At 69.0% G+C, this 17939-nt stretch carries 13 protein-coding genes and 6 tRNA genes; 13 read left to right on the top strand and 6 right to left on the bottom strand.

Annotated features, from left to right (window positions below; genetic code table 11):
* Positions 1–4: 4 nt before the first annotated feature.
* From lolB to C9F13_RS15340, 8 genes are all read left to right on the top strand, one after another.
* Positions 5–616 (top strand): lipoprotein insertase outer membrane protein LolB, encoded by a 612-nt coding sequence (gene lolB, locus C9F13_RS15305; protein ID WP_108447124.1) that lies wholly within the window; start codon positions 5–7, stop codon positions 614–616.
* Between the two features lie 4 nt (positions 617–620).
* Positions 621–1526, top strand: coding sequence for a 4-(cytidine 5'-diphospho)-2-C-methyl-D-erythritol kinase (ispE, locus tag C9F13_RS15310; RefSeq protein ID WP_108447125.1), 906 nt, complete (start codon positions 621–623; stop codon positions 1524–1526).
* Between the two features lie 55 nt (positions 1527–1581).
* Positions 1582–1656: transfer RNA gene (locus C9F13_RS15315), tRNA-Gln, on the top strand.
* Positions 1657–1719: 63 nt separating this feature from the next.
* Complete coding sequence (locus tag C9F13_RS15320) at positions 1720–2661, top strand: ribose-phosphate pyrophosphokinase (RefSeq protein ID WP_211310980.1); 942 nt, start codon at positions 1720–1722, stop codon at positions 2659–2661.
* A gap of 138 nt (positions 2662–2799) precedes the next feature.
* A complete protein-coding gene (locus tag C9F13_RS15325) occupies positions 2800–3456 on the top strand; it encodes a 50S ribosomal protein L25/general stress protein Ctc (protein ID WP_108447127.1) in 657 nt (218 codons plus the stop codon).
* A gap of 114 nt (positions 3457–3570) precedes the next feature.
* Positions 3571–4155: an aminoacyl-tRNA hydrolase gene (pth, locus tag C9F13_RS15330; RefSeq protein ID WP_108447128.1), complete on the top strand. Its 585-nt coding sequence runs from the start codon at positions 3571–3573 to the stop codon at positions 4153–4155.
* Between the two features lie 113 nt (positions 4156–4268).
* Positions 4269–5360 carry a redox-regulated ATPase YchF gene (gene ychF, locus C9F13_RS15335; protein WP_108447129.1) on the top strand — a complete coding sequence of 364 codons (1092 nt, stop codon included), beginning with the start codon at positions 4269–4271 and terminating at the stop codon, positions 5358–5360.
* 86 nt (positions 5361–5446) lie between these two features.
* A tRNA-Met gene (locus C9F13_RS15340) sits at positions 5447–5523 on the top strand.
* 102 nt (positions 5524–5625) lie between these two features.
* On the opposite strand, the gene C9F13_RS15345 is transcribed toward C9F13_RS15340, so the two are convergent.
* A complete protein-coding gene (locus tag C9F13_RS15345) occupies positions 5626–6924 on the bottom strand; it encodes a M18 family aminopeptidase (RefSeq protein ID WP_108447130.1) in 1299 nt (432 codons plus the stop codon).
* Positions 6925–7067: 143 nt separating this feature from the next.
* On the opposite strand from C9F13_RS15345, the gene C9F13_RS15350 reads away from it, so the two are divergent.
* A complete protein-coding gene (locus C9F13_RS15350) occupies positions 7068–9134 on the top strand; it encodes a carboxy terminal-processing peptidase (RefSeq protein ID WP_108447131.1) in 2067 nt (688 codons plus the stop codon).
* A 290-nt stretch (positions 9135–9424) separates the two neighbouring features.
* On the opposite strand, the gene C9F13_RS15355 is transcribed toward C9F13_RS15350, so the two are convergent.
* From C9F13_RS15355 to C9F13_RS15375, 5 genes are all read right to left on the bottom strand, one after another.
* Positions 9425–9500: transfer RNA gene (locus tag C9F13_RS15355), tRNA-Asn, on the bottom strand.
* 46 nt (positions 9501–9546) lie between these two features.
* A tRNA-Asn gene (locus tag C9F13_RS15360) sits at positions 9547–9622 on the bottom strand.
* A gap of 58 nt (positions 9623–9680) precedes the next feature.
* Positions 9681–9756, bottom strand: a tRNA-Asn gene (locus C9F13_RS15365).
* A gap of 143 nt (positions 9757–9899) precedes the next feature.
* Positions 9900–9976, bottom strand: a tRNA-Met gene (locus C9F13_RS15370).
* An 85-nt stretch (positions 9977–10061) separates the two neighbouring features.
* Positions 10062–11027, bottom strand: a complete 966-nt coding sequence (locus C9F13_RS15375; protein ID WP_245888803.1) for a choline ABC transporter substrate-binding protein — start codon at positions 11025–11027, stop codon at positions 10062–10064.
* Between the two features lie 189 nt (positions 11028–11216).
* On the opposite strand from C9F13_RS15375, the gene betI reads away from it, so the two are divergent.
* From betI to C9F13_RS15395, 4 genes are all read left to right on the top strand, one after another.
* On the top strand, positions 11217–11822 hold the full coding sequence (betI, locus tag C9F13_RS15380) for a transcriptional regulator BetI (protein WP_211310981.1): 606 nt from the start codon (positions 11217–11219) through the stop codon (positions 11820–11822).
* Positions 11823–11834: 12 nt separating this feature from the next.
* A complete protein-coding gene (gene betB / locus C9F13_RS15385) occupies positions 11835–13304 on the top strand; it encodes a betaine-aldehyde dehydrogenase (protein WP_108447133.1) in 1470 nt (489 codons plus the stop codon).
* A 274-nt stretch (positions 13305–13578) separates the two neighbouring features.
* The gene (betA, locus tag C9F13_RS15390) at positions 13579–15270 is read left to right on the top strand and encodes a choline dehydrogenase (protein ID WP_108447134.1); all 1692 of its coding nucleotides are present in this window, start codon (positions 13579–13581) and stop codon (positions 15268–15270) included.
* A gap of 185 nt (positions 15271–15455) precedes the next feature.
* Entirely contained in the window at positions 15456–17903 is a 2448-nt protein-coding gene (locus C9F13_RS15395) for an acyl-CoA dehydrogenase (protein ID WP_108447135.1), read from the top strand.
* Positions 17904–17939: the final 36 nt, after the last annotated feature.

Raw genomic sequence — 17939 nt, forward strand, 5'->3', positions numbered from 1 at the left:
CCCCATGACGCACCTCCCGCGACTGCTGCTCCTCCTGCTCGCCCTCGCCCTGCTGGCCGGCTGCGCCGGCCGGGCGCCCGCCCCCGACGGCGAGCGCGCCGCCGGCCAGTGGGAGGCGCAACGAGAGCGCCTCAAGGAGCTCGACACCTGGCTGCTAGCCGGCAAGGTCGGCCTGCGCACCCCCGAGGACTCCACCAGCGCCACCCTGGACTGGAGCCAGCACCCCTACTATTACCGCCTGCTGATCAGCGGTCCCTTCGGCAGCGGTCGCAGCACCCTGGAGGGGCGCCAGGGGCGCTTCTCGCTGACCACTGCCGAGGGGCGCTTCGAGGCCGAGACGCCGGAGGCACTGATGACCCAGCAGCTGGGCTGGTCGCTGCCGGTCAGCGCCCTCGCCGACTGGGTCCGCGGCCTCCCCGCCCCGCAGAGCCCCCATCGGCTGGAGCGCGACGCCCTGGGCTTCCCCCAGCGGCTCGAGCAGGACGGCTGGGAGATCGCCTATCGCGACTGGACCCGCGCCGACGGCCTCTGGCTGCCCCGCAAGATGGTGATGACCTACGGCACGCTGCGCGCAACCCTGGTGGTCACCGACTGGCGCCCCACCCTCGAGGAGTGACACCATGTCCCGCACCGCTCCCCTCGCTGTGCCCGACTCTGCACCCGGTTCTGCCCCCCGGGCCGAGTCGCTGGTGCTGCCCGCGCCGGCCAAGCTGAACCGCCTGCTGCACATCACCGGTCGCCGGCCGGACGGCTACCACGAGCTGCAGACGCTGTTCCAGTTCCTCGACGTCGGCGACACCCTCACCCTGCGCCCCCGCGCGGATGGCGAACTGCGCCTGACGCCGCGCCTCGACGGCGTCGCCGAGGCGGACAACCTGATCCTGCGCGCCGCGCGCCTGCTGCAGGCCGAGAGCGGCCGTCGCCTGGGCGCCGACATCCACCTCGACAAGCGCCTGCCCATGGGCGGGGGGCTCGGCGGCGGCAGCTCGGATGCCGCCACCGCCCTGCTCGGCCTCGACGCCCTCTGGGGGCTCGGCATGCCACTGGCCGAACTCGCCCGCCTCGGCCTTCGCCTCGGCGCCGACGTCCCGGTGTTCGTGCACGGCCACGCCGCCTGGGCCGAGGGCATCGGTGAGCGCCTGACGCCGGTGACCCTCGACACCCCCTGGTTCCTGATCATCCACCCCGGCGTGGCGGTCTCCACGCCGGCGGTCTTCGGGGCGCCCGAATTGACACGCCATACCCCCCCGATTACCATGGCGCGCGCACTGCAGGGGGGAGCGGCGAGCTGGCGCAACGACTGCCAGGAGACCGTCCGGAGACACTATCCCGAAGTGGCGCGCGCACTCGACTGGCTGGCCCAGCGGGCACCGACCATGCTGACCGGCACCGGCGCCTGTCTCTTTGCCCGTCTCGAGACCGAGTCACAGGCCGAGCGTCTCCTGGCCGAGGTTCCCGAGAGTTGGCACGCCTTCACGGCGCGCGGCCTGAACCGCTCACCTCTTCATGCTGCGCTGGGTCGATGAGCCTCGCCGCCCGCGGCGACGAGACAGCACGACAACCCGGTACGGCACTGATTCCTGGGGCATAGCCAAGTGGTAAGGCAGCGGTTTTTGGTATCGCCATGCGCAGGTTCGAATCCTGCTGCCCCAGCCATTCCGACCGGAATCCCCGTCGACCCCAACCCCTGAAGACCCAACACAGCAAAGGTGGCTGCGCGTGTCAAAATTGATGGTTTTCGCCGGGAACGCCAATCCCGATCTTGCCCGTAAAGTCGCCGAGAGCCTGGATACCCGCCTGGGCAACGCCACGGTGGGGCAGTTCAGCGACGGTGAAGTCGCGGTCGAGATCAACGAGAACGTGCGCGGCAAGGACGTCTTCGTCCTGCAGCCCACCTGTGCACCGACCAACGACAACCTGATGGAACTGATCCTGATGGTGGACGCGCTGCGCCGCGCCTCCGCCACCCGGATCACCGCCGTGGTCCCCTACTTCGGCTACGCCCGTCAGGACCGCCGCGTGCGCTCCGCCCGCGTGCCGATCTCCGCCAAGATCGTCGCCGACATGATGGTCAAGGCCGGCGTCGACCGGGTCATGACCATGGACCTGCACGCCGATCAGATCCAGGGCTTCTTCGACGTGCCGGTGGACAACGTCTACGGCTCGCCGATCCTGCTCGACGACATCGAGCGCCAGAACTACGACGACCTCGTCGTGGTCTCCCCGGACGTCGGCGGCGTGGTCCGCGCCCGCGCCATCGCCAAGCAGCTCAATGCCGACCTGGCGATCATCGACAAGCGTCGCCCGTCGGCCAACCAGGCCCAGGTGATGCACATCATCGGCGAGATCGAGAACCGCACCTGCGTGGTGGTGGACGACATGATCGATACCGCCGGCACCCTGTGCAAGGCCGGCGAGGCCCTCAAGGAGCGCGGCGCCCGCCGCGTGGTGGCCTACGCCACCCACCCGATCCTGTCCGGCCCCGCCGTCGACAACATCACGGGCTCGGTGCTCGACGAGGTGGTGGTGGCCGACACCATCCCCCTCGGCGATGCCGCCCGTCGCAGCGGCAACATCCGCCAGCTCAGCGTGGCCGGGCTGATCGCCGAGGCGATCCGCCGGGTCAGCAACGAGGAATCCGTCAGCGCCATGTTCCACTGAGGCCGCGCCGCCGAGCAGCGCTCGGCGGACGGCCCGGTGAAACGAGGCGTCGGAGCAGCGCCCCACGGGGCTCCCGGAAACGCCGCGGTCTGGTCGCGGGCCACGGCGCTTTCCTTACCTTCAGAAAGAGGCAATTTCATGTCCGATTACACACTCAATGCCAGCGTTCGCAACGACCTGGGGAAAGGTGCGAGCCGCCGCCTGCGTCGTGCCAACGCACAGGTGCCGGCCATCATCTATGGTGGTGAGCAGGCGCCGCAGCCGATCGCCGTCGACAAGACCAGCTTCTACAAGGCGCTGGAAGACGAGGCGTTCTTCTCCTCCGTCATCAACCTGTCCGTGGACGGCCAGGCCCAGCAGGTCGTGGTGCGTGACCTTCAGCGTCACCCCTTCAAGCCGCTGGTGACCCACGCCGACTTCCTGCGCGTCGATGCGACCCACGAGCTGACCCTGAACGTGCCGCTGCACGTGGTCGGCGAGGACGCCTGCGCGGCGATCAAGGACCAGGACGGCGAACTGCACCAGCTCGCCTCCGAGGTCGAGATCAGCTGCCTGCCGAAGGACCTGCCGGAGTACCTGGAAATCGACATCAGCGCGGTCGAGATGGGTACTACCCTGCACCTGTCCGACCTCACCGTCCCGGCCGGCGTGACCCTGGTCGCCCTGACCCACGGTGAGGACCACGACAACGCCATCCTGAGCGTCACCAAGGCCAAGGTCCGTGGTAGCGAAGCAGAAGAAGGCGAAGAAGAAGCCGGTGGCGAAGAAGCCGCAGGCGAGGGCGACGCCGAGTAATCGGTCGCGCCCGGCGGGCATGTCGGAGCCTCGACGTGCCCGCTTCGTCGTCAGGAATCAAGCGCCCCGGCGCTTGATTTTTTTTGCCATCACGCCGCACGCGAGGAGACCGGCATGAGCCAGTTGAAAGCGATCATCGGTCTGGGCAATCCCGGCGCCGACTACGAGGCCACCCGCCACAACGCCGGCGCCTGGCTGGTGCACGCCGTGGCGAGGGCGGCGGGCGGGGAGCTGCGAGCCGAGCGCAAGTTCCTGGGCCGCCATGCGCGGGTCCGGTTAGACGGCCGGGAGCTGCACCTGCTCGAGCCCACCACCTTCATGAACCGCAGCGGCGGCGCCGTGGCGGCGCTCGCCCAGTTCTTCAAGCTCGCCCCCGGCGAGCTGCTGGTCGCCCACGACGAGCTCGACATGCCTCCGGGCACGGCGCGCTACAAGACCGGCGGCGGCCACGGCGGGCACAACGGCCTGCGCGACATCATCCGCGCCCTGGGCAACGACAAGTCGTTTCACCGCCTGCGCATCGGCATCGGCCACCCGGGCGACGCCCGCCAGGTGACGAACTACGTGCTGGGTCGTCCCGGCAAGGCCGAGCGTGGCGCCATCGACGCCGCCATCGACGAGTGCCTGGCCACCCTGCCCCAGGCCATCGACGGCGACTGGGCGAAGGCCATGAACCGGCTGCACAGCTTCAAGGGCTGAGCCGCCCGACAGGCGCGACCGCTCATCCTAGCGCATCGCTTACGGCGCGCCGCCCTTTTCGCGTAGAATGCCGGCCATTCTCCATTCCCGAATTCGCTTTCCAGGATGCTCCCATGGGTTTCAACTGCGGTATCGTCGGCCTGCCCAACGTCGGCAAGTCCACCCTCTTCAATGCCCTGACCAAGTCGGGCATCGACGCCGAGAACTTCCCCTTCTGCACCATCGAGCCCAATGTCGGCATCGTGCCGATGCCGGACCCGCGCCTCGACAAGCTGGCCGAGATCGTCAAGCCCCAGAAGGTGCTGCCCACCACCATGGAGTTCGTCGACATCGCGGGCCTGGTGGCCGGCGCCTCCAAGGGCGAGGGCCTGGGCAACAAGTTCCTCGCCAACATCCGCGAGACCGACGCCATCGCCCACGTGGTGCGCTGCTTCGATAACGACAACGTCATCCACGTGGCGAATCAGGTCGATCCCGAGGCGGACATCGAGATCATCAACATGGAGCTGGCACTGGCCGATCTGGATACCGTCGAGCGCGCCATCCAGCGCCTGGTGCGCGTGGCCAAGGGCGGCGACAAGGAGGCGATCGCCACCAAGGCGATCCTCGAGCGCATCCAGCCCCACCTGGCCGAGGGCCAGCCGCTGCGCAGCTTCGGCCTCGACGACGACGAGAAGCAGCAGCTCAAGAGCTTCGGCTTCCTGACGCTGAAGCCCACCATGTACATCGCCAACGTCAACGACGACGGCTTCGAGGACAACCCCTATCTCGACAAGGTGCGCGAGATCGCCGCCGCCGAGGAGGCCGTGGTGGTGCCGGTGTGCAACCAGATCGAGGCCGAGATCGCCGAGCTCGAGGACGAGGAGCGCGCCATGTTCCTCGACGAGCTGGGCATGGAAGAGCCTGGGCTCGACCGGGTGATCCGCGCCGGCTACGCGCTGCTGGGCCTGCAGACCTACTTCACCGCCGGAGTGAAGGAGGTCCGCGCCTGGACGGTCAAGGTCGGCGCCACCGCCCCGGAGGCGGCCGGCGTGATCCACACCGACTTCCAGAAGGGCTTCATCCGCGCCGAGGTCATCGCCTACGACGACTTCGTCGCCCTGGGCGGCGAACAGGGCGCCAAGGACGCCGGCAAGTGGCGCCTGGAGGGCAAGGAGTACATCGTCAAGGATGGCGACGTGATCCACTTCCGCTTCAACGTCTGAGCCGCCGAAGCGCCCCGAAGGCGCTCATGGGGCCGCCGGGGCTTGACGGGGACGAGCCACAAGCGTAGACTTCGCCCCCGTTGTTCGGCTACGTAGCTCAGCTGGTTAGAGCACATCACTCATAATGATGGGGTCCCCTGTTCGAATCAGGGCGTAGCCACCAGACACCGAAAAGCCCGCCTGGCTCGCCAGGCGGGCTTTTTTCGTTGGGCGCGTGCGACGCCGCGAGGGCCGGCGGGACCGTGACCCCGCCGGCCCTCGTCGCTCAGGGCAGCTCGGCGCGATTGACGAAGGCGGTCAGCGCCCGCACCAGATACTCCACGTCCCGGGCGCCCGCGGTCTCGCGAATCGAGTGCATCGCCCACTGGGGCGCACCGACGTCCAGGGTCGGCACCCCGAGCTCGGTGGCGGTGATCGGGCCGATGGTGCTGCCGCACCCCATGTCGGCCCGGGTCACGAAGGTCTGCACCGGCACCTCGGCCTCACGGCACAGGTCCCGGAACAGCGCCGCGGTGGCGCTGTTGGTGGCGTAGCGCTGGCTGGCGTTGACCTTGATCACCGGCCCGCCGTTGAGGGCCGGGCCGTGGGCGGCGTCGTGCTTGTCCTGGAAGTTGGGATGCAGGGCGTGGGCGTTGTCGCAGGAGATCAGCCGCGAGGCCTGGATCAGGCGGATGAAGCCCTCCTCCCCCGCCTCGCCGAGCTGGGCGTTGACCCGGCGCAGCACGTCGCCGAGGAAGGGCCCCTGGGCGCCGCAGGCGCTGGCGCTGCCCACCTCCTCGTGGTCGTTGGCCACCAGCACCGCGCCCTGACGGCCGTCGCTCTCGAGCAGCGCCTCCAGGCCGGCGAAGCAGGAGAGCAGGTTGTCGAGGCGGGCGCTCGCGACCAGCTCGCCCTCGACGCCGACCCGCGCCGGGGCCTGCATGTCGCGAAACGCCAGCTCGAAGTCGAGCACCTCGACCTCGCTCAGGCCGTGCTGCTCCTCGAGCCACTGACCGAGCAGCCGTTCGAGATCGGGGCGGCCGCCACCCTGCAGCAGCACCGGGGCCATCTCGGTCTGTGCATTCATGGCACGACCGTTGTTGGCCTCGCGATCCAGATGGATGGCGAGGCTCGGGATGATCGCCACCGCGCGCTCGACGTCGAGCAGCACGCCCTCGATGCGGCCATCGGCGTGGCGCACGTGCACCCGACCGGCGAGTCCCAGGTCGCGATCGAACCAGGGCGCCAGCAGCGCCCCGCCGTAGACCTCGACCCCCAGCTGCAGCCAGCCCGCCGCCGACTGAGCGGCATTGGGCTTGAGACGCAGCCCGGGGCTGTCGGTATGCGCGCCGATCAGGCGCAGGGCGTCGAGACGCTCGCGGGGCAGCTGCAGGGCGACGATCGAGGAGTCGTTGCGGGTCACGTAGACCCGCTCTCCGGGCGTGAGTCGCCAGGTCGCGGTCTCGTCGAGACGCCGGAAACCGGCGGCCTCGAGCCGCGCGGCCATGTTGGCCGTGGCGTGCCAGGGCGTGGGAGATCGATGCAGGAAGTCGAGCAGGCGCTCGAGGCGGGCATCCTCGGACATGGAATTCCTCTATCGCGGGGCGTTTCGGGGGTCTTGACGACACGGCCAAGCTGCTACAATGGCACGTCTGTCCATGCAACTCGACGGCCGGGTCGAGGTCTGGATGAAGAGTGAGTGTACACGAATCGGGGAGTGCTTCATCGATGAGCCTGTTAGTCACCCTTGGGCGGGCCGCGGTGCTGGGCCTGTTGCTGGCCACGCCGCCGGCCCTGGCCAGCCTCGAGCCGAGCGATGAGCAGCGCCAGGCGGCCACCGAAGTGGCGGAATCGCTGCGCTACGGCCACTACGCCGACGTGAGCCTCGACGACGCCTGGTCGCAGCGCGCCTTCGAGCGCCTGCTGGACATCCTCGATGGCCAGCGCGCCTACCTGCTGGACCGCGACGTGGCCGCCTTCAGCGACCTGCGCACCGGCATGGACGAGGCGCTCCTCGATGCCGAACTGGCGCGCCCCTTCGCCCTCTACCAGCGCTATCACGAGCGCGCCGAGGCGCGCCTCGAGTGGCTGCTGGCGCGGCTCGACGAGGGCCTCGACTTCCGCTTCGACAGCGACCAGCGCCTGGAACTGGAGCGCGAGGACAGCCCCTGGGCCGCCAACGAGAAGGCGCTGGACGAGCTGTGGATGAAGCGGCTCAACAACGCCGCCCTCAGCCTGACCATCAGCGACCAGGACCCCGAGCAGGTGGAAAGCACCCTGCGCCAGCGCTACGAGGGGCAGCTCTCGCGCCTGCGCCAGACCAACGCGGCCGATGTCTTCGGGCTCTTCATGGCCGCGGTGACCGGCAGCGTCGACCCGCACAGCGAATACCTCTCGCCGCGCCAGGGCGAATCCTTCGACATCCAGATGCGCCTCTCCCTGGAGGGCATCGGCGCCCTGCTGCAGGCCGACGGCGAGTTCGTCAAGGTCTCGAGCCTGGTGGCCGGCGGCCCGGCCGAGCGTGACGGTGCCCTCAAGCCCGCCGACCGCATCATCGGCGTGGGCCAGGAGGATGGCGAGATCGTCAACGTGGTGGGCATGCGCCTCGACGACGTGGTCGACCTGATCCGCGGCCCCAAGGGCTCGGTGGTGCGCCTCGACGTGGTGCCCGCCCAGGCCATCGACATGAGCCGCTCCACGGTGATCGACATCACTCGTGACACCGTGGACCTCGAGGACCAGGCCGCCCAGGGCGAGGTGATCGAGGTCGAGCGCGAGGACGGCATGCACCGCCTCGGGGTGATCGAGATACCGACCTTCTACGTCGACTTCGACGCCTGGCAGGCCGGCGAGGAGGACTTCCGCAGCACCACCCGCGACGTGGCCCGCGAGGTCGAGCGCCTCCAGGCCGAGGGCGTCGAGGGGATCGTGCTCGACCTGCGCAACAACGGCGGCGGCGCCCTGCAGGAGGCCAACTCGCTGATCGGGCTCTTCATCGATCGCGGCCCCACCGTGCAGGTCCGCGACGCCCGCGGGCGCATCAGCCTCTACGGCGACACCGAGAGCGGCGCCCTCTACGACGGCCCCCTGGCCGTGCTGGTCAACCGCCTCTCGGCCTCGGCCTCGGAGATCTTCGCCGGCGCCATCCAGGACTACGGCCGCGGCCTGGTGGTCGGCACCGACACCTTCGGCAAGGGCACGGTACAGACCCTCAACGAGCTGAGCCACGGCGAGATCAAGCTGACCCGCGCCAAGTTCTATCGCATCTCCGGCGAGAGCACCCAGCACCGCGGCGTGGAGCCGGACATCGACTTCCCGAGCCTGATCGACCCCGAGCTGATCGGCGAGAGCAGCCTCGACAACGCCCTGCCCTGGGACACGGTGCGCGAGGTGCAGTACCGCACCTACGGCGAGCCGCGCCGCTACCTGGAGACCCTGCGCGCCCGCCACCTCGAGCGCGCCGAGCAGCAGCCGAACTTCCACTACCTCGAGCGGCGCTCCGAGCTCGCCCGCCAGCTGCGCGAGCAGCACACCAGCGTCAGCCTCAACCGCGAGCAGCGCCAGCGTGAGGTCGAGGCGCAGGAAGCGGAGCAGCTGGCCCTCGAGAACGAGCGCCGCCGCGCCCTGGGCCTGGAGCCGCTGGAGCACTGGACCGACGCCCGCGACGAGGACGAGACCGCGAGCGAGGACGCCGACGATGCGCCGATCGACCGCGCCCAGATCCTCGAGACCGCCCAGATCCTGCTGGACTATCGCCAGCTGGAGGACGGCTGGCACTACGCGGAACTCAACTGATCACTGACGGATGCGCGGCGAGACATCGCCGCCCATGACGACGACGCCGGCCCGAGAGGCCGGCCGTCTTGCCATCCAGGGCATGTCCTGCCCGGCGCTCGCGACGGCGCCATGCCGGCAAGAAAACAGGCAGGCTCAGGAGCACCCTCGGCACGGACCGGGCGGCGCAGACGCACCACGACACGAGCGACCGCGAGCGAAGGACGCAGCGACGGCGAGAAGATCGAAAACGATAAGGTCAGGAAAGCAGAGAGACGTCTAGGCGAAGGTGGGGCGACGCCAGACAACATTGGCTCCCCGAACAGGACTCGAACCTGTGACCCAATGATTAACAGTCATTTGCTCTACCAACTGAGCTATCGGGGAACGATGCGGATGTTGCGAAGGGATGCGGCAGGCAGCTAGGAGCGGTTGGCTCCCCGAACAGGACTCGAACCTGTGACCCAATGATTAACAGTCATTTGCTCTACCAACTGAGCTATCGGGGAATGACCGCTTGCCACATGGTGTTCGTCGCCGCGCGTCGCGAGACACGCCGAGCGAAGTTGGCTCCCCGAGCAGGACTCGAACCTGCGACCCAATGATTAACAGTCATTTGCTCTACCAACTGAGCTATCGGGGAATGACCTCGAACACGGGGCGTAGTATACGGATCGGGCTCGCAAGGTCAAGTCGTGAATGGCATCTCGGTGTCCACGAGGACCGGCGGGCGCCCAACGAAAAACGCTCGCCGGGCCGAGGCCCGACGAGCGTTTCTGCATGTCCTGGTGGCTACGCCCTGATTCGAACAGGGGACCCCATCATTATGAGTGATGTGCTCTAACCAGCTGAGCTACGTAGCCTTTTCAAAAGGTTGCCCGGCCAGGGCCGGGCAACGGGGATGAATTATGCACGCGGGCCGGCGTCATGGCAAGCCCGCTTGAGCACTCAGCTCTCGATATCGAGCGCGTCCTTCACCGCCGGCAGGCCCGGCTCGCCGTCGCGGGTCGTGACGCCCTCGAGCCAGGTCTCGAGCACCGCGGGGTTGGCCTGCAGGTAGGCGCGGGCCGCATCGCGGGGATCCTCCCCCTCGTCCATGATCTCGCCCATCAGCTGGTTCTCCATGGTGAGGGTGAAGCTGAGGTTCTCGAGCAGCGCGCCGACGTTGCTGCACTCCTCGACGAAGCCGCCCCGGGTGTTGGTATACACCGTGGCGCCGCCCAGGTTCGGCCCGAAGTAGTCATCGGCCCCCGAGAGGTAGGCCATGTCGTAGTTGGTGTTCATGGGATGCGGCTCCCAGCCGAGGAACACCATCCAGGTCTCGTCGGGGGTGCGGGCGCTCAGCTCGGCCAGCATGCCGGCCTCGCTGGAGTCGACCAGCGACCAGTCGCCGAGGCCGTAGGCGTCGTCGTCGATCATGCCCTGGATCAGCTGGTTGCCGTCGTTGCCGGCCTCGATGCCGTGGATGTTGCTGTCGAACTTCTCGGCATGCTCGGCGAGGTCGGTCACCGAGGTGACGCCGGCGTCGTGCACGTACTGCGGCACCGCCAGGGTGTACTTGGCGCCCTCGAGGTTGGCGCCCAGGCGATCGACGCTGCCATCCTCGACGTAGGGGTCGCTGATCGAGGCCATGGAGGGCATCCAGTTGCCCAGGAAGACGTCGAAGTCGTCGTTCTTCATGCCGGAGTAGGCGATCGGCACCGAGACGGTGTCGATGCGGGTCTCGTAGCCCAGCGCCTCGAGCACCTCGGTGGTCAGGGCGGTGGTGGCGGTGATGTCGGTCCAGCCGACCTCGGCGAAGCGCACCGTCTCACAGCTCTCGGCCTCGGCGGCCTGCAGCGGGGCCACGGCGAAACCGAGGGCGGCGGCGCCGACACCGAGGGCGGTTTTGCGATTCAGGAGGGTCATGGTCATGGGAGCGTTCCTCTTGTTGGACATCAAGTATAGCCACGGCGGCAGCGCCGCCGAGCCATGGAGAGTCAAACCGGACCTTTATTGATTGAACGTTCAATAAAGAAATGGCAAGCTACATGGTAACCACGCCGAGTGCGTTGGGTGCAAGAACACATTGCAAGATCAATTCACGGGAGAGGAGCCACAACGGTGCCCAAGGTCGGAATGGAACCCATCCGCCGCCAGCAGCTGATCAAGGCGACCATGGCGGCCATCGACGAGGTCGGCCTGGCCGACGCGACGGTGATGCGTATCGCCCGCCACGCGGGGGTCTCCGCCGGCATCATCAGCCACTACTTCGGCGGCAAGGACGGTCTGCTGGAGGCCACCATGCGCCAGATCCTGAGCGATCTGGGCGAGGCGGTGGCCGCCCGGCGCCGCGCGCTCGCCACCTCGAGCCCGCGGGCCCACCTCGGCGCGATCATCGACGGCAACTTCGATGGCAGCCAGATCACCGGGCCGGTGGCCAAGACCTGGCTGGCCTTCTGGGCCAGCAGCATGCACCGGCCGACGCTGGCGCGCCTGCAGCGCGTCAACGACCGGCGCCTGTACGCCAATCTCTGCCACCAGTTCCGCCGGCTGATGTCCCGACACGAGGCACGCGCCTGCGCCCGGGCCCTGGCCGCGCTGATCGACGGCCTGTGGCTGCGCGGCGCGCTGACGCCCGATGGCTTGGACAGCGCCGAGGCGCGGCGCCTGGCCCACGACTATCTCGACCGGCTGCTCGATACCCACGACACCCTCTCCCCTGCCTAAACGGAGGCCAGCATGGCATCTTCCGCCCCCCAGACTCTCTACATCGACGGCCGCCACGCGGCCGCCACCTCGGGCGAGACCTTCCCCGTGGTCAACCCCTTCGACGGCTCGCTGCTCGCCGAGGTGCCCCAGGCCGCCGAGGCCGACGTGGACGCCGCCGTGGCCGCGGCGCGACGGGGCCAGCGGGCCTGGGGCGCGATGAGCGGCATGGAGCGCGGCCGCATCCTGCAGCGCGCCGTGGCGTTATTGCGAGAGCGCAACGACGAGATCGCCGAGCTCGAGACCCGCAACACCGGCAAGCCGATCAGCGAGACCGCCGCGGTGGATGTGGTCACCGGCGCCGACGTGCTGGAGTACTACGCCGGCCTGGCCCCGGCCCTCGAGGGCGCCCAGATCCCGCTGCGCGAGGATTCCTTCGTCTACACTCGCCGCGAGCCGCTGGGCGTGATCGGCGCCATCGGTGCCTGGAACTACCCGATCCAGATCGCCTGCTGGAAGAGCGCCCCGGCGCTCGCCGCCGGCAACGCCGTGGTCTTCAAGCCCAGCGAAGTCACCCCGCTGACCACCATGCTCCTGGCCGAGATCTTCACCGAGGCCGGCCTGCCCGACGGCGTCTTCAACGTCGTCCAGGGCGATGCCCGGGTCGGGGAGCTGCTCACCGGCCACCGCGGCATCGACAAGATCTCGTTCACCGGCGAGGCGGGCACCGGTCGCAAGGTGATGGCGGCGGCCGGCGGCTCGACGCTAAAGGACGTGACCATGGAGCTCGGCGGCAAGTCGCCGCTGATCGTCTTCGCCGATGCCGACCTGGACCGCGCCGCCGACGCCGCGATGATGGCCAACTTCTACTCCAGCGGGCAGATCTGCACCAATGGCACCCGGGTCTTCGTCGATTGCAGCGTCAAGGCGGACTTCGAGGCGAAGCTCGTCGAGCGGGTGGCGCGCATCCGCGCCGGCGATCCCATGGACCCGTACGTCAACTTCGGCCCGCTGGTGAGCTTCGAGCACCAGGAGAAGGTGCTCGCCTACATCGCGCTGGGCCAGCAGGAAGGCGCCCGCGTGCTGGCCGGCGGCGAGGCCTGGGATCAGGGCGATTATGCCAAGGGCGCCTGGGCCGCCCCGACCATCTTCACCGACTGCACGGATGAGATGCGCATCGTGCGAGAGGAGATCTTCGGCCCGGTGATGTCCGTGCTCGCCTTCGACGACGAGGAGGAGGTGATCCGCCGCGCCAACGACACCGAATACGGCCTGGCCGCCGGCCTCTTCACCGAGGGGCTCAACCGCGCCCACCGCGTGATCCGGCAACTGGAAGCCGGCATCTGCTGGATCAACACCTGGGGCGAGTCCCCCGCCGAGATGCCGGTGGGCGGCTACAAGCAGTCCGGCGTGGGTCGCGAGAACGGCATCGAGACCCTGGCCCACTACACCCAGACCAAGTCAGTGCAGGTCGAGATGGGGCCCTTCGAGTCGGTGTTCTAGGACGGCATGAACCCCGGGAAAGTGAGGCGCTTTCCCGGGGACGGCTCTGCGAGGAGGCGCTGTAAACCCGTCCTTGGGCGCTACCGACGCCATCCCTGGCGTAGGGCCTCCTCTTCGAGCCGTCTCCGGCGCGCCTCACGCCAAGCATCGGAGACGCCCCTCCGAGCTCCTTCCAAGATCATGTCCGGAGCACATGGCCCGCCGCGCTCCTGACCGATGAGCGGGCCGTGTACCGCTCGCCACAATACCCTTTTGACTGTTTCAGGGAGGCTCCATGTCACCGTCCCGCGAATTCGACTACGTCATCATCGGCGCCGGCTCCGCCGGCAACGTGCTGGCCACCCGCCTGACCGAGGACCCCGACGTCAGCGTGCTGCTGCTCGAGGCCGGCGGCCCCGACCACCGCTTCGACTTCCGCACCCAGATGCCGGCGGCCCTGGCCTACCCGCTGCAGGGCAAGCGCTACAACTGGGCCTTCGAGACCGACCCCGAGCCCCACATGGACGGCCGACGCATGGAGTGCGGCCGCGGCAAGGGCCTGGGCGGCTCCTCGCTGATCAACGGCATGTGCTACATCCGCGGCAACGCCCTGGACTACGACGGCTGGGCAAAGCAGCCGGGGCTCGAGGACTGGACCTACGCCGACTGCCTGCCCTACTTCAAGAAGGCCGAGACCCGCGACATCGGGCCCAACGCCTACCACGGCGGCGACGGCCCGGTCAGCGTCACGACGCCGAAGGACGGCAACAACCCGCTCTACCACGCCTTCATCGAGGCGGGCCAGCAGGCCGGCTACCCGGCCACCGAGGACGTCAACGGCTACCAGCAGGAGGGCTTCGGCCCCATGGACCGCTTCGTCACCCCCAACGGGCGACGCGCCTCCACCGCCCGGGGCTACCTCGACCAGGCCAAGGGCCGGGCGAACCTGACCATCGAGACCCGCGCCATCACCGACGTCATCACCTTCGAGGGCACGCGCGCCACCGGCGTGCGCTACGCGCGTCACGGCAAGCCCCAGGAGGTCAAGGCGCGCCGCGAGGTGCTGCTATGCGCCGGCGCCATCGCCTCGCCGCAGATCCTGCAGCGCTCCGGCGTGGGCCCCAAAGAGGTGCTCGACGAGTTCGGCATCGAGGCGGTCAAGGTCAACGAGAACGTCGGCGCGCACCTGCAGGATCACCTGGAGATGTACATCCAGTACGAGTGCACCCAGCCGATCTCGCTCTACCCAGCGCTGAAGTGGTACAACCAGCCGAAGATCGGCGCCGAGTGGCTCTTCCTCGGCACCGGCGTGGGCGCCAGCAACCAGTTCGAGGCGGCGGGCTTCATCCGCTCGAGCGACGAGGAGGCCTGGCCCAACCTGCAGTACCACTTCCTGCCCATCGCCATCAGCTACAATGGCAAGAGCGCGGTGCAGGCCCACGGCTTCCAGGCCCACGTGGGCTCTATGCGCTCGGAGAGCCGCGGCCGGGTGCGCCTGACCTCCCGCGACCCCGAGGCCGCGCCCTCGATCCTGTTCAACTACATGTCCACCGACAAGGACTGGCAGGAGTTCCGCGACGCCATCCGCCTGACCCGCGAGATCATCGCCCAGCCCGCCTTCGACGCCTATCGCGGCCGGGAGATCTCCCCGGGGCCGGAGGTGCAGACCGACGCCGAGCTCGACGCCTTCGTCAGGGCCCATGCCGAGACCGCCTATCACCCCTGCGGCAGCTGCCGCATGGGCGAGGGGGAGGACGCCGTGGTCGACGGCGCCGGCCGGGTCCACGGCCTGGAGGGCCTGCGGGTGGTCGACGCCTCGCTCTTCCCGGTGATCCCCACCGGCAACCTCAACGCGCCGACGATCATGCTGGCCGAGAAAATGGCGGACAAGATCCGCGGCCGCGAGCCGCTGCCGAGAAGCGATGCCCCCTACTACGTGGCGGGCGACGCCCCCGCCCAACGGGAGCCGCAGCGCCGCCTGGCCTGATCGACCCGCCCGGCAACCTCATGCCGCCCCGCCTTCGTGCGGGGCGGCTTGCGTTGAACGGCCGGCAATCGAGGGTGAATGGAGGCAGGTCGAAGGAAAACCACATCGAGGGGATTGGCTGTGGGGCGCGGGATGCGCTAGGCTGATGGCATTCAAACAAGTGTTCGAATCCCTCGGAGCCCACCATGCTGACCCTGATCCTGCTCGTGCTGGCCGTCATCGGCCTGCTCATCGTGATGCGCCGGGAGGCCGGCGCCCTGCCCGCCCTGGCCGTGACCGCGGGGCTCGGCCTCGTCGGCCTGGTGGCCGGCGCGTCGATTCTCGGCGTGCTGCTGCTCGTCGCCACCGCGGGCATCGCCGCCTGCGGCCTGCCCGCCTTGCGCACCCGCTGGCTGACACCCCGGCTCTTCGCGATGTTCAAGAAGGTCGCCCCCCGGGTCTCGGACACCGAGCGTACCGCGCTGGAGGCCGGCAGCGTGGCCTGGGACGGCGAGCTCTTCACCGGTCGCCCCGACTGGAACAAGCTGCTCGACTATCGCGACGAGGGGCTCTCCGATGAGGAGCGCGCCTTCCTCGATCACCAGTGCGGCGTGGCCGCCGGCATGTGCAACGCCTGGGAGATCGCCCGGGAACGCGCCGACCTGCCCCAGGAGCTCTGGGACTACCTGAAGCAGGAAGGCTTCTTCGGCATGATCATCCCCAAGGCCTACGGCGGCCTGGGCTTCTCGGCCAAGGCCCAGTCCCTGGCGCTGCAGAAGCTCTCGATCAGCGAGACCCTGATGGTCACCGTGGGCGTGCCCAACTCCCTGGGACCGGGCGAGCTGCTGCTCAAGTACGGCACCGAGCATCAGAAGGACCACTACCTGCCGCGCCTGGCCGACGGCCGCGAGATCCCCTGCTTCGGCCTGACCGGCCCGCGGGCCGGCAGCGACGCCACGGCCATTCCCGACACCGGGGTGGTGTGCAAGCAGCTGGTCGACGGCGAGGAGGTCCTCGGCCTCAGGCTGAACTTCGAGAAGCGCTGGATCACCCTGGCGCCCATCGCCAGCGTCGTGGGCCTGGCCTTCCGGCTCTTCGATCCCGACCACCTGCTGGGCGACGAGGAGGATCGCGGCATCACCCTGGCGCTGATTCCCCGTGAGACCGACGGCATGGAGATCGGGCGTCGCCACCACCCCATCGGAAGCCCCTTCCTGAACGGCCCGATCAAGGGCCACGACGTCTTCGTACCGCTCGATACCATCATCGGCGGGCCGGAGATGATCGGCCAGGGCTGGCGGATGCTGGTCGAGTGCCTCTCCATCGGCCGCTGCATCACCCTGCCCTCCGGTGCCACGGGCACCGCCGGCTACGCCCTGGGCTGGAGCGGCGGCTTCGCCCGGATCCGCCGCCAGTTCAACGTGCCGGTGGCCGAGATGGAGGGCGTCCAGGAGCCCCTGGCACGCATGGCCGCGCTGGCCTACGTCTCCCGGGCCGCGGTCTACCAGACCGCCAACACCATCGACCACGGCGAGAAGCCGGCGGTGCCCTCGGCGATCCTCAAGAGCCAGCTCACCGAGTTCCAGCGGGTGATCCTTGGCGACGCCATGGACATCCACGGCGGCAAGGCGGTGACCCTGGGGCCGCGCAACTACCTCGGCATCGGCTACAGCGCCAACCCGGTGGCGATCACCGTCGAGGGCGCCAACATCATGACCCGCAACCTGATGATCTTCGGCCAGGGTGCCATCCGCTGCCACCCCTTCGTGCTCGAGGAGCTGGCCGCCAAGGACGCCGACGACCTCGCGGCTTTCGACCGGGCCTTCTTCGGCCATGCCGGGCTGATCTTCGGCAACGCCGCCCGCGCCCTCACCCAGGGCCTGGGGCTCGGCCGGCCGAGCGTGCCCTTCGACGAGATCGCCGCCCCCTACGCCCGGGACATCGCGCGACTCTCCGCCGGCTTCGGTCTCTGCGCCGACGCCGCCATGGCGAGCCTCGGCTCGCAGCTCAAGCAGCGCGAGATGCTCTCGGCACGCCTCGGCGACGTGCTCTCCAACCTCTACCTCGCCTCGATGACGCTCAAGCAGTGGCACGAGGGTCACAAGGTCGAGGGCGAGGCGGCCCTGCTGCACTACGGCTGCCGCTTCCTGCTGGGCCGCGCCGAGCAGGCCCTGGACGAGCTCTTCGACAACCTGCCAAGCCGCGCCCTGGGTCGCGCGCTGCGCGTCATCGTGATGCCCACGGGCCGGCGCTGGAAGCGCCCCGAGGATGCGCTGACCCGCGAGATCGCCCAGGCCGTCTCCCGGGACACCGCCCTGCGCCACTTCCTGCTCGACGCCACCTGGCAGGAGAACGACGGCAGCCGGGACAACCCGCTGGCCCGCTACAACGCCCTGCTGGCTAGCCAGGAGCGCGCCGAGGCGCTCTATCGCCGGGTCAACAAGGCCTACGCCAAGGGCGAGCTGCCGGCCGATGCGCTGCATCCGGAAGAGCGGGTCGAGGCGGCCCTGGCGAAGGGGCTGATCGACGAGGAGGACGCCACCTTCATGCAGGAGCGCGAGGCCGCGGTACTGGAGCTGCTCACCGTCGACGACTTCGCCTACGACGCCTTCGTCACCGACAAGACCAAGGTACTGCGCCACCAGCCGGCCTGAGGTTCCACTCCCCCAGGACGACGCCCCGGCCAGCCG

Source organism: Halomonas denitrificans (genome assembly GCF_003056305.1).
Lineage (GTDB): Bacteria > Pseudomonadota > Gammaproteobacteria > Pseudomonadales > Halomonadaceae > Halomonas > Halomonas denitrificans.

Excerpts from the sequence above, each read along its gene's own strand:
- ispE (WP_108447125.1), top strand. The coding sequence starts at position 621 with ATGTCCCGCACCGCTCCCCTCGCTGTGCCCGACTCTGCACCCGGTTCT.
- pth (WP_108447128.1), top strand. The coding sequence starts at position 3,571 with ATGAGCCAGTTGAAAGCGATCATCGGTCTGGGCAATCCCGGCGCCGAC.
- C9F13_RS15395 (WP_108447135.1), top strand. The coding sequence starts at position 15,456 with ATGCTGACCCTGATCCTGCTCGTGCTGGCCGTCATCGGCCTGCTCATC.
- C9F13_RS15375 (WP_245888803.1), bottom strand. The coding sequence starts at position 11,027 with ATGACCATGACCCTCCTGAATCGCAAAACCGCCCTCGGTGTCGGCGCC.
- C9F13_RS15325 (WP_108447127.1), top strand. The coding sequence starts at position 2,800 with ATGTCCGATTACACACTCAATGCCAGCGTTCGCAACGACCTGGGGAAA.
- C9F13_RS15345 (WP_108447130.1), bottom strand. The coding sequence starts at position 6,924 with ATGTCCGAGGATGCCCGCCTCGAGCGCCTGCTCGACTTCCTGCATCGA.
- lolB (WP_108447124.1), top strand. The coding sequence starts at position 5 with ATGACGCACCTCCCGCGACTGCTGCTCCTCCTGCTCGCCCTCGCCCTG.
- ychF (WP_108447129.1), top strand. The coding sequence starts at position 4,269 with ATGGGTTTCAACTGCGGTATCGTCGGCCTGCCCAACGTCGGCAAGTCC.
- betA (WP_108447134.1), top strand. The coding sequence starts at position 13,579 with ATGTCACCGTCCCGCGAATTCGACTACGTCATCATCGGCGCCGGCTCC.
- C9F13_RS15350 (WP_108447131.1), top strand. The coding sequence starts at position 7,068 with ATGAGCCTGTTAGTCACCCTTGGGCGGGCCGCGGTGCTGGGCCTGTTG.
- betB (WP_108447133.1), top strand. The coding sequence starts at position 11,835 with ATGGCATCTTCCGCCCCCCAGACTCTCTACATCGACGGCCGCCACGCG.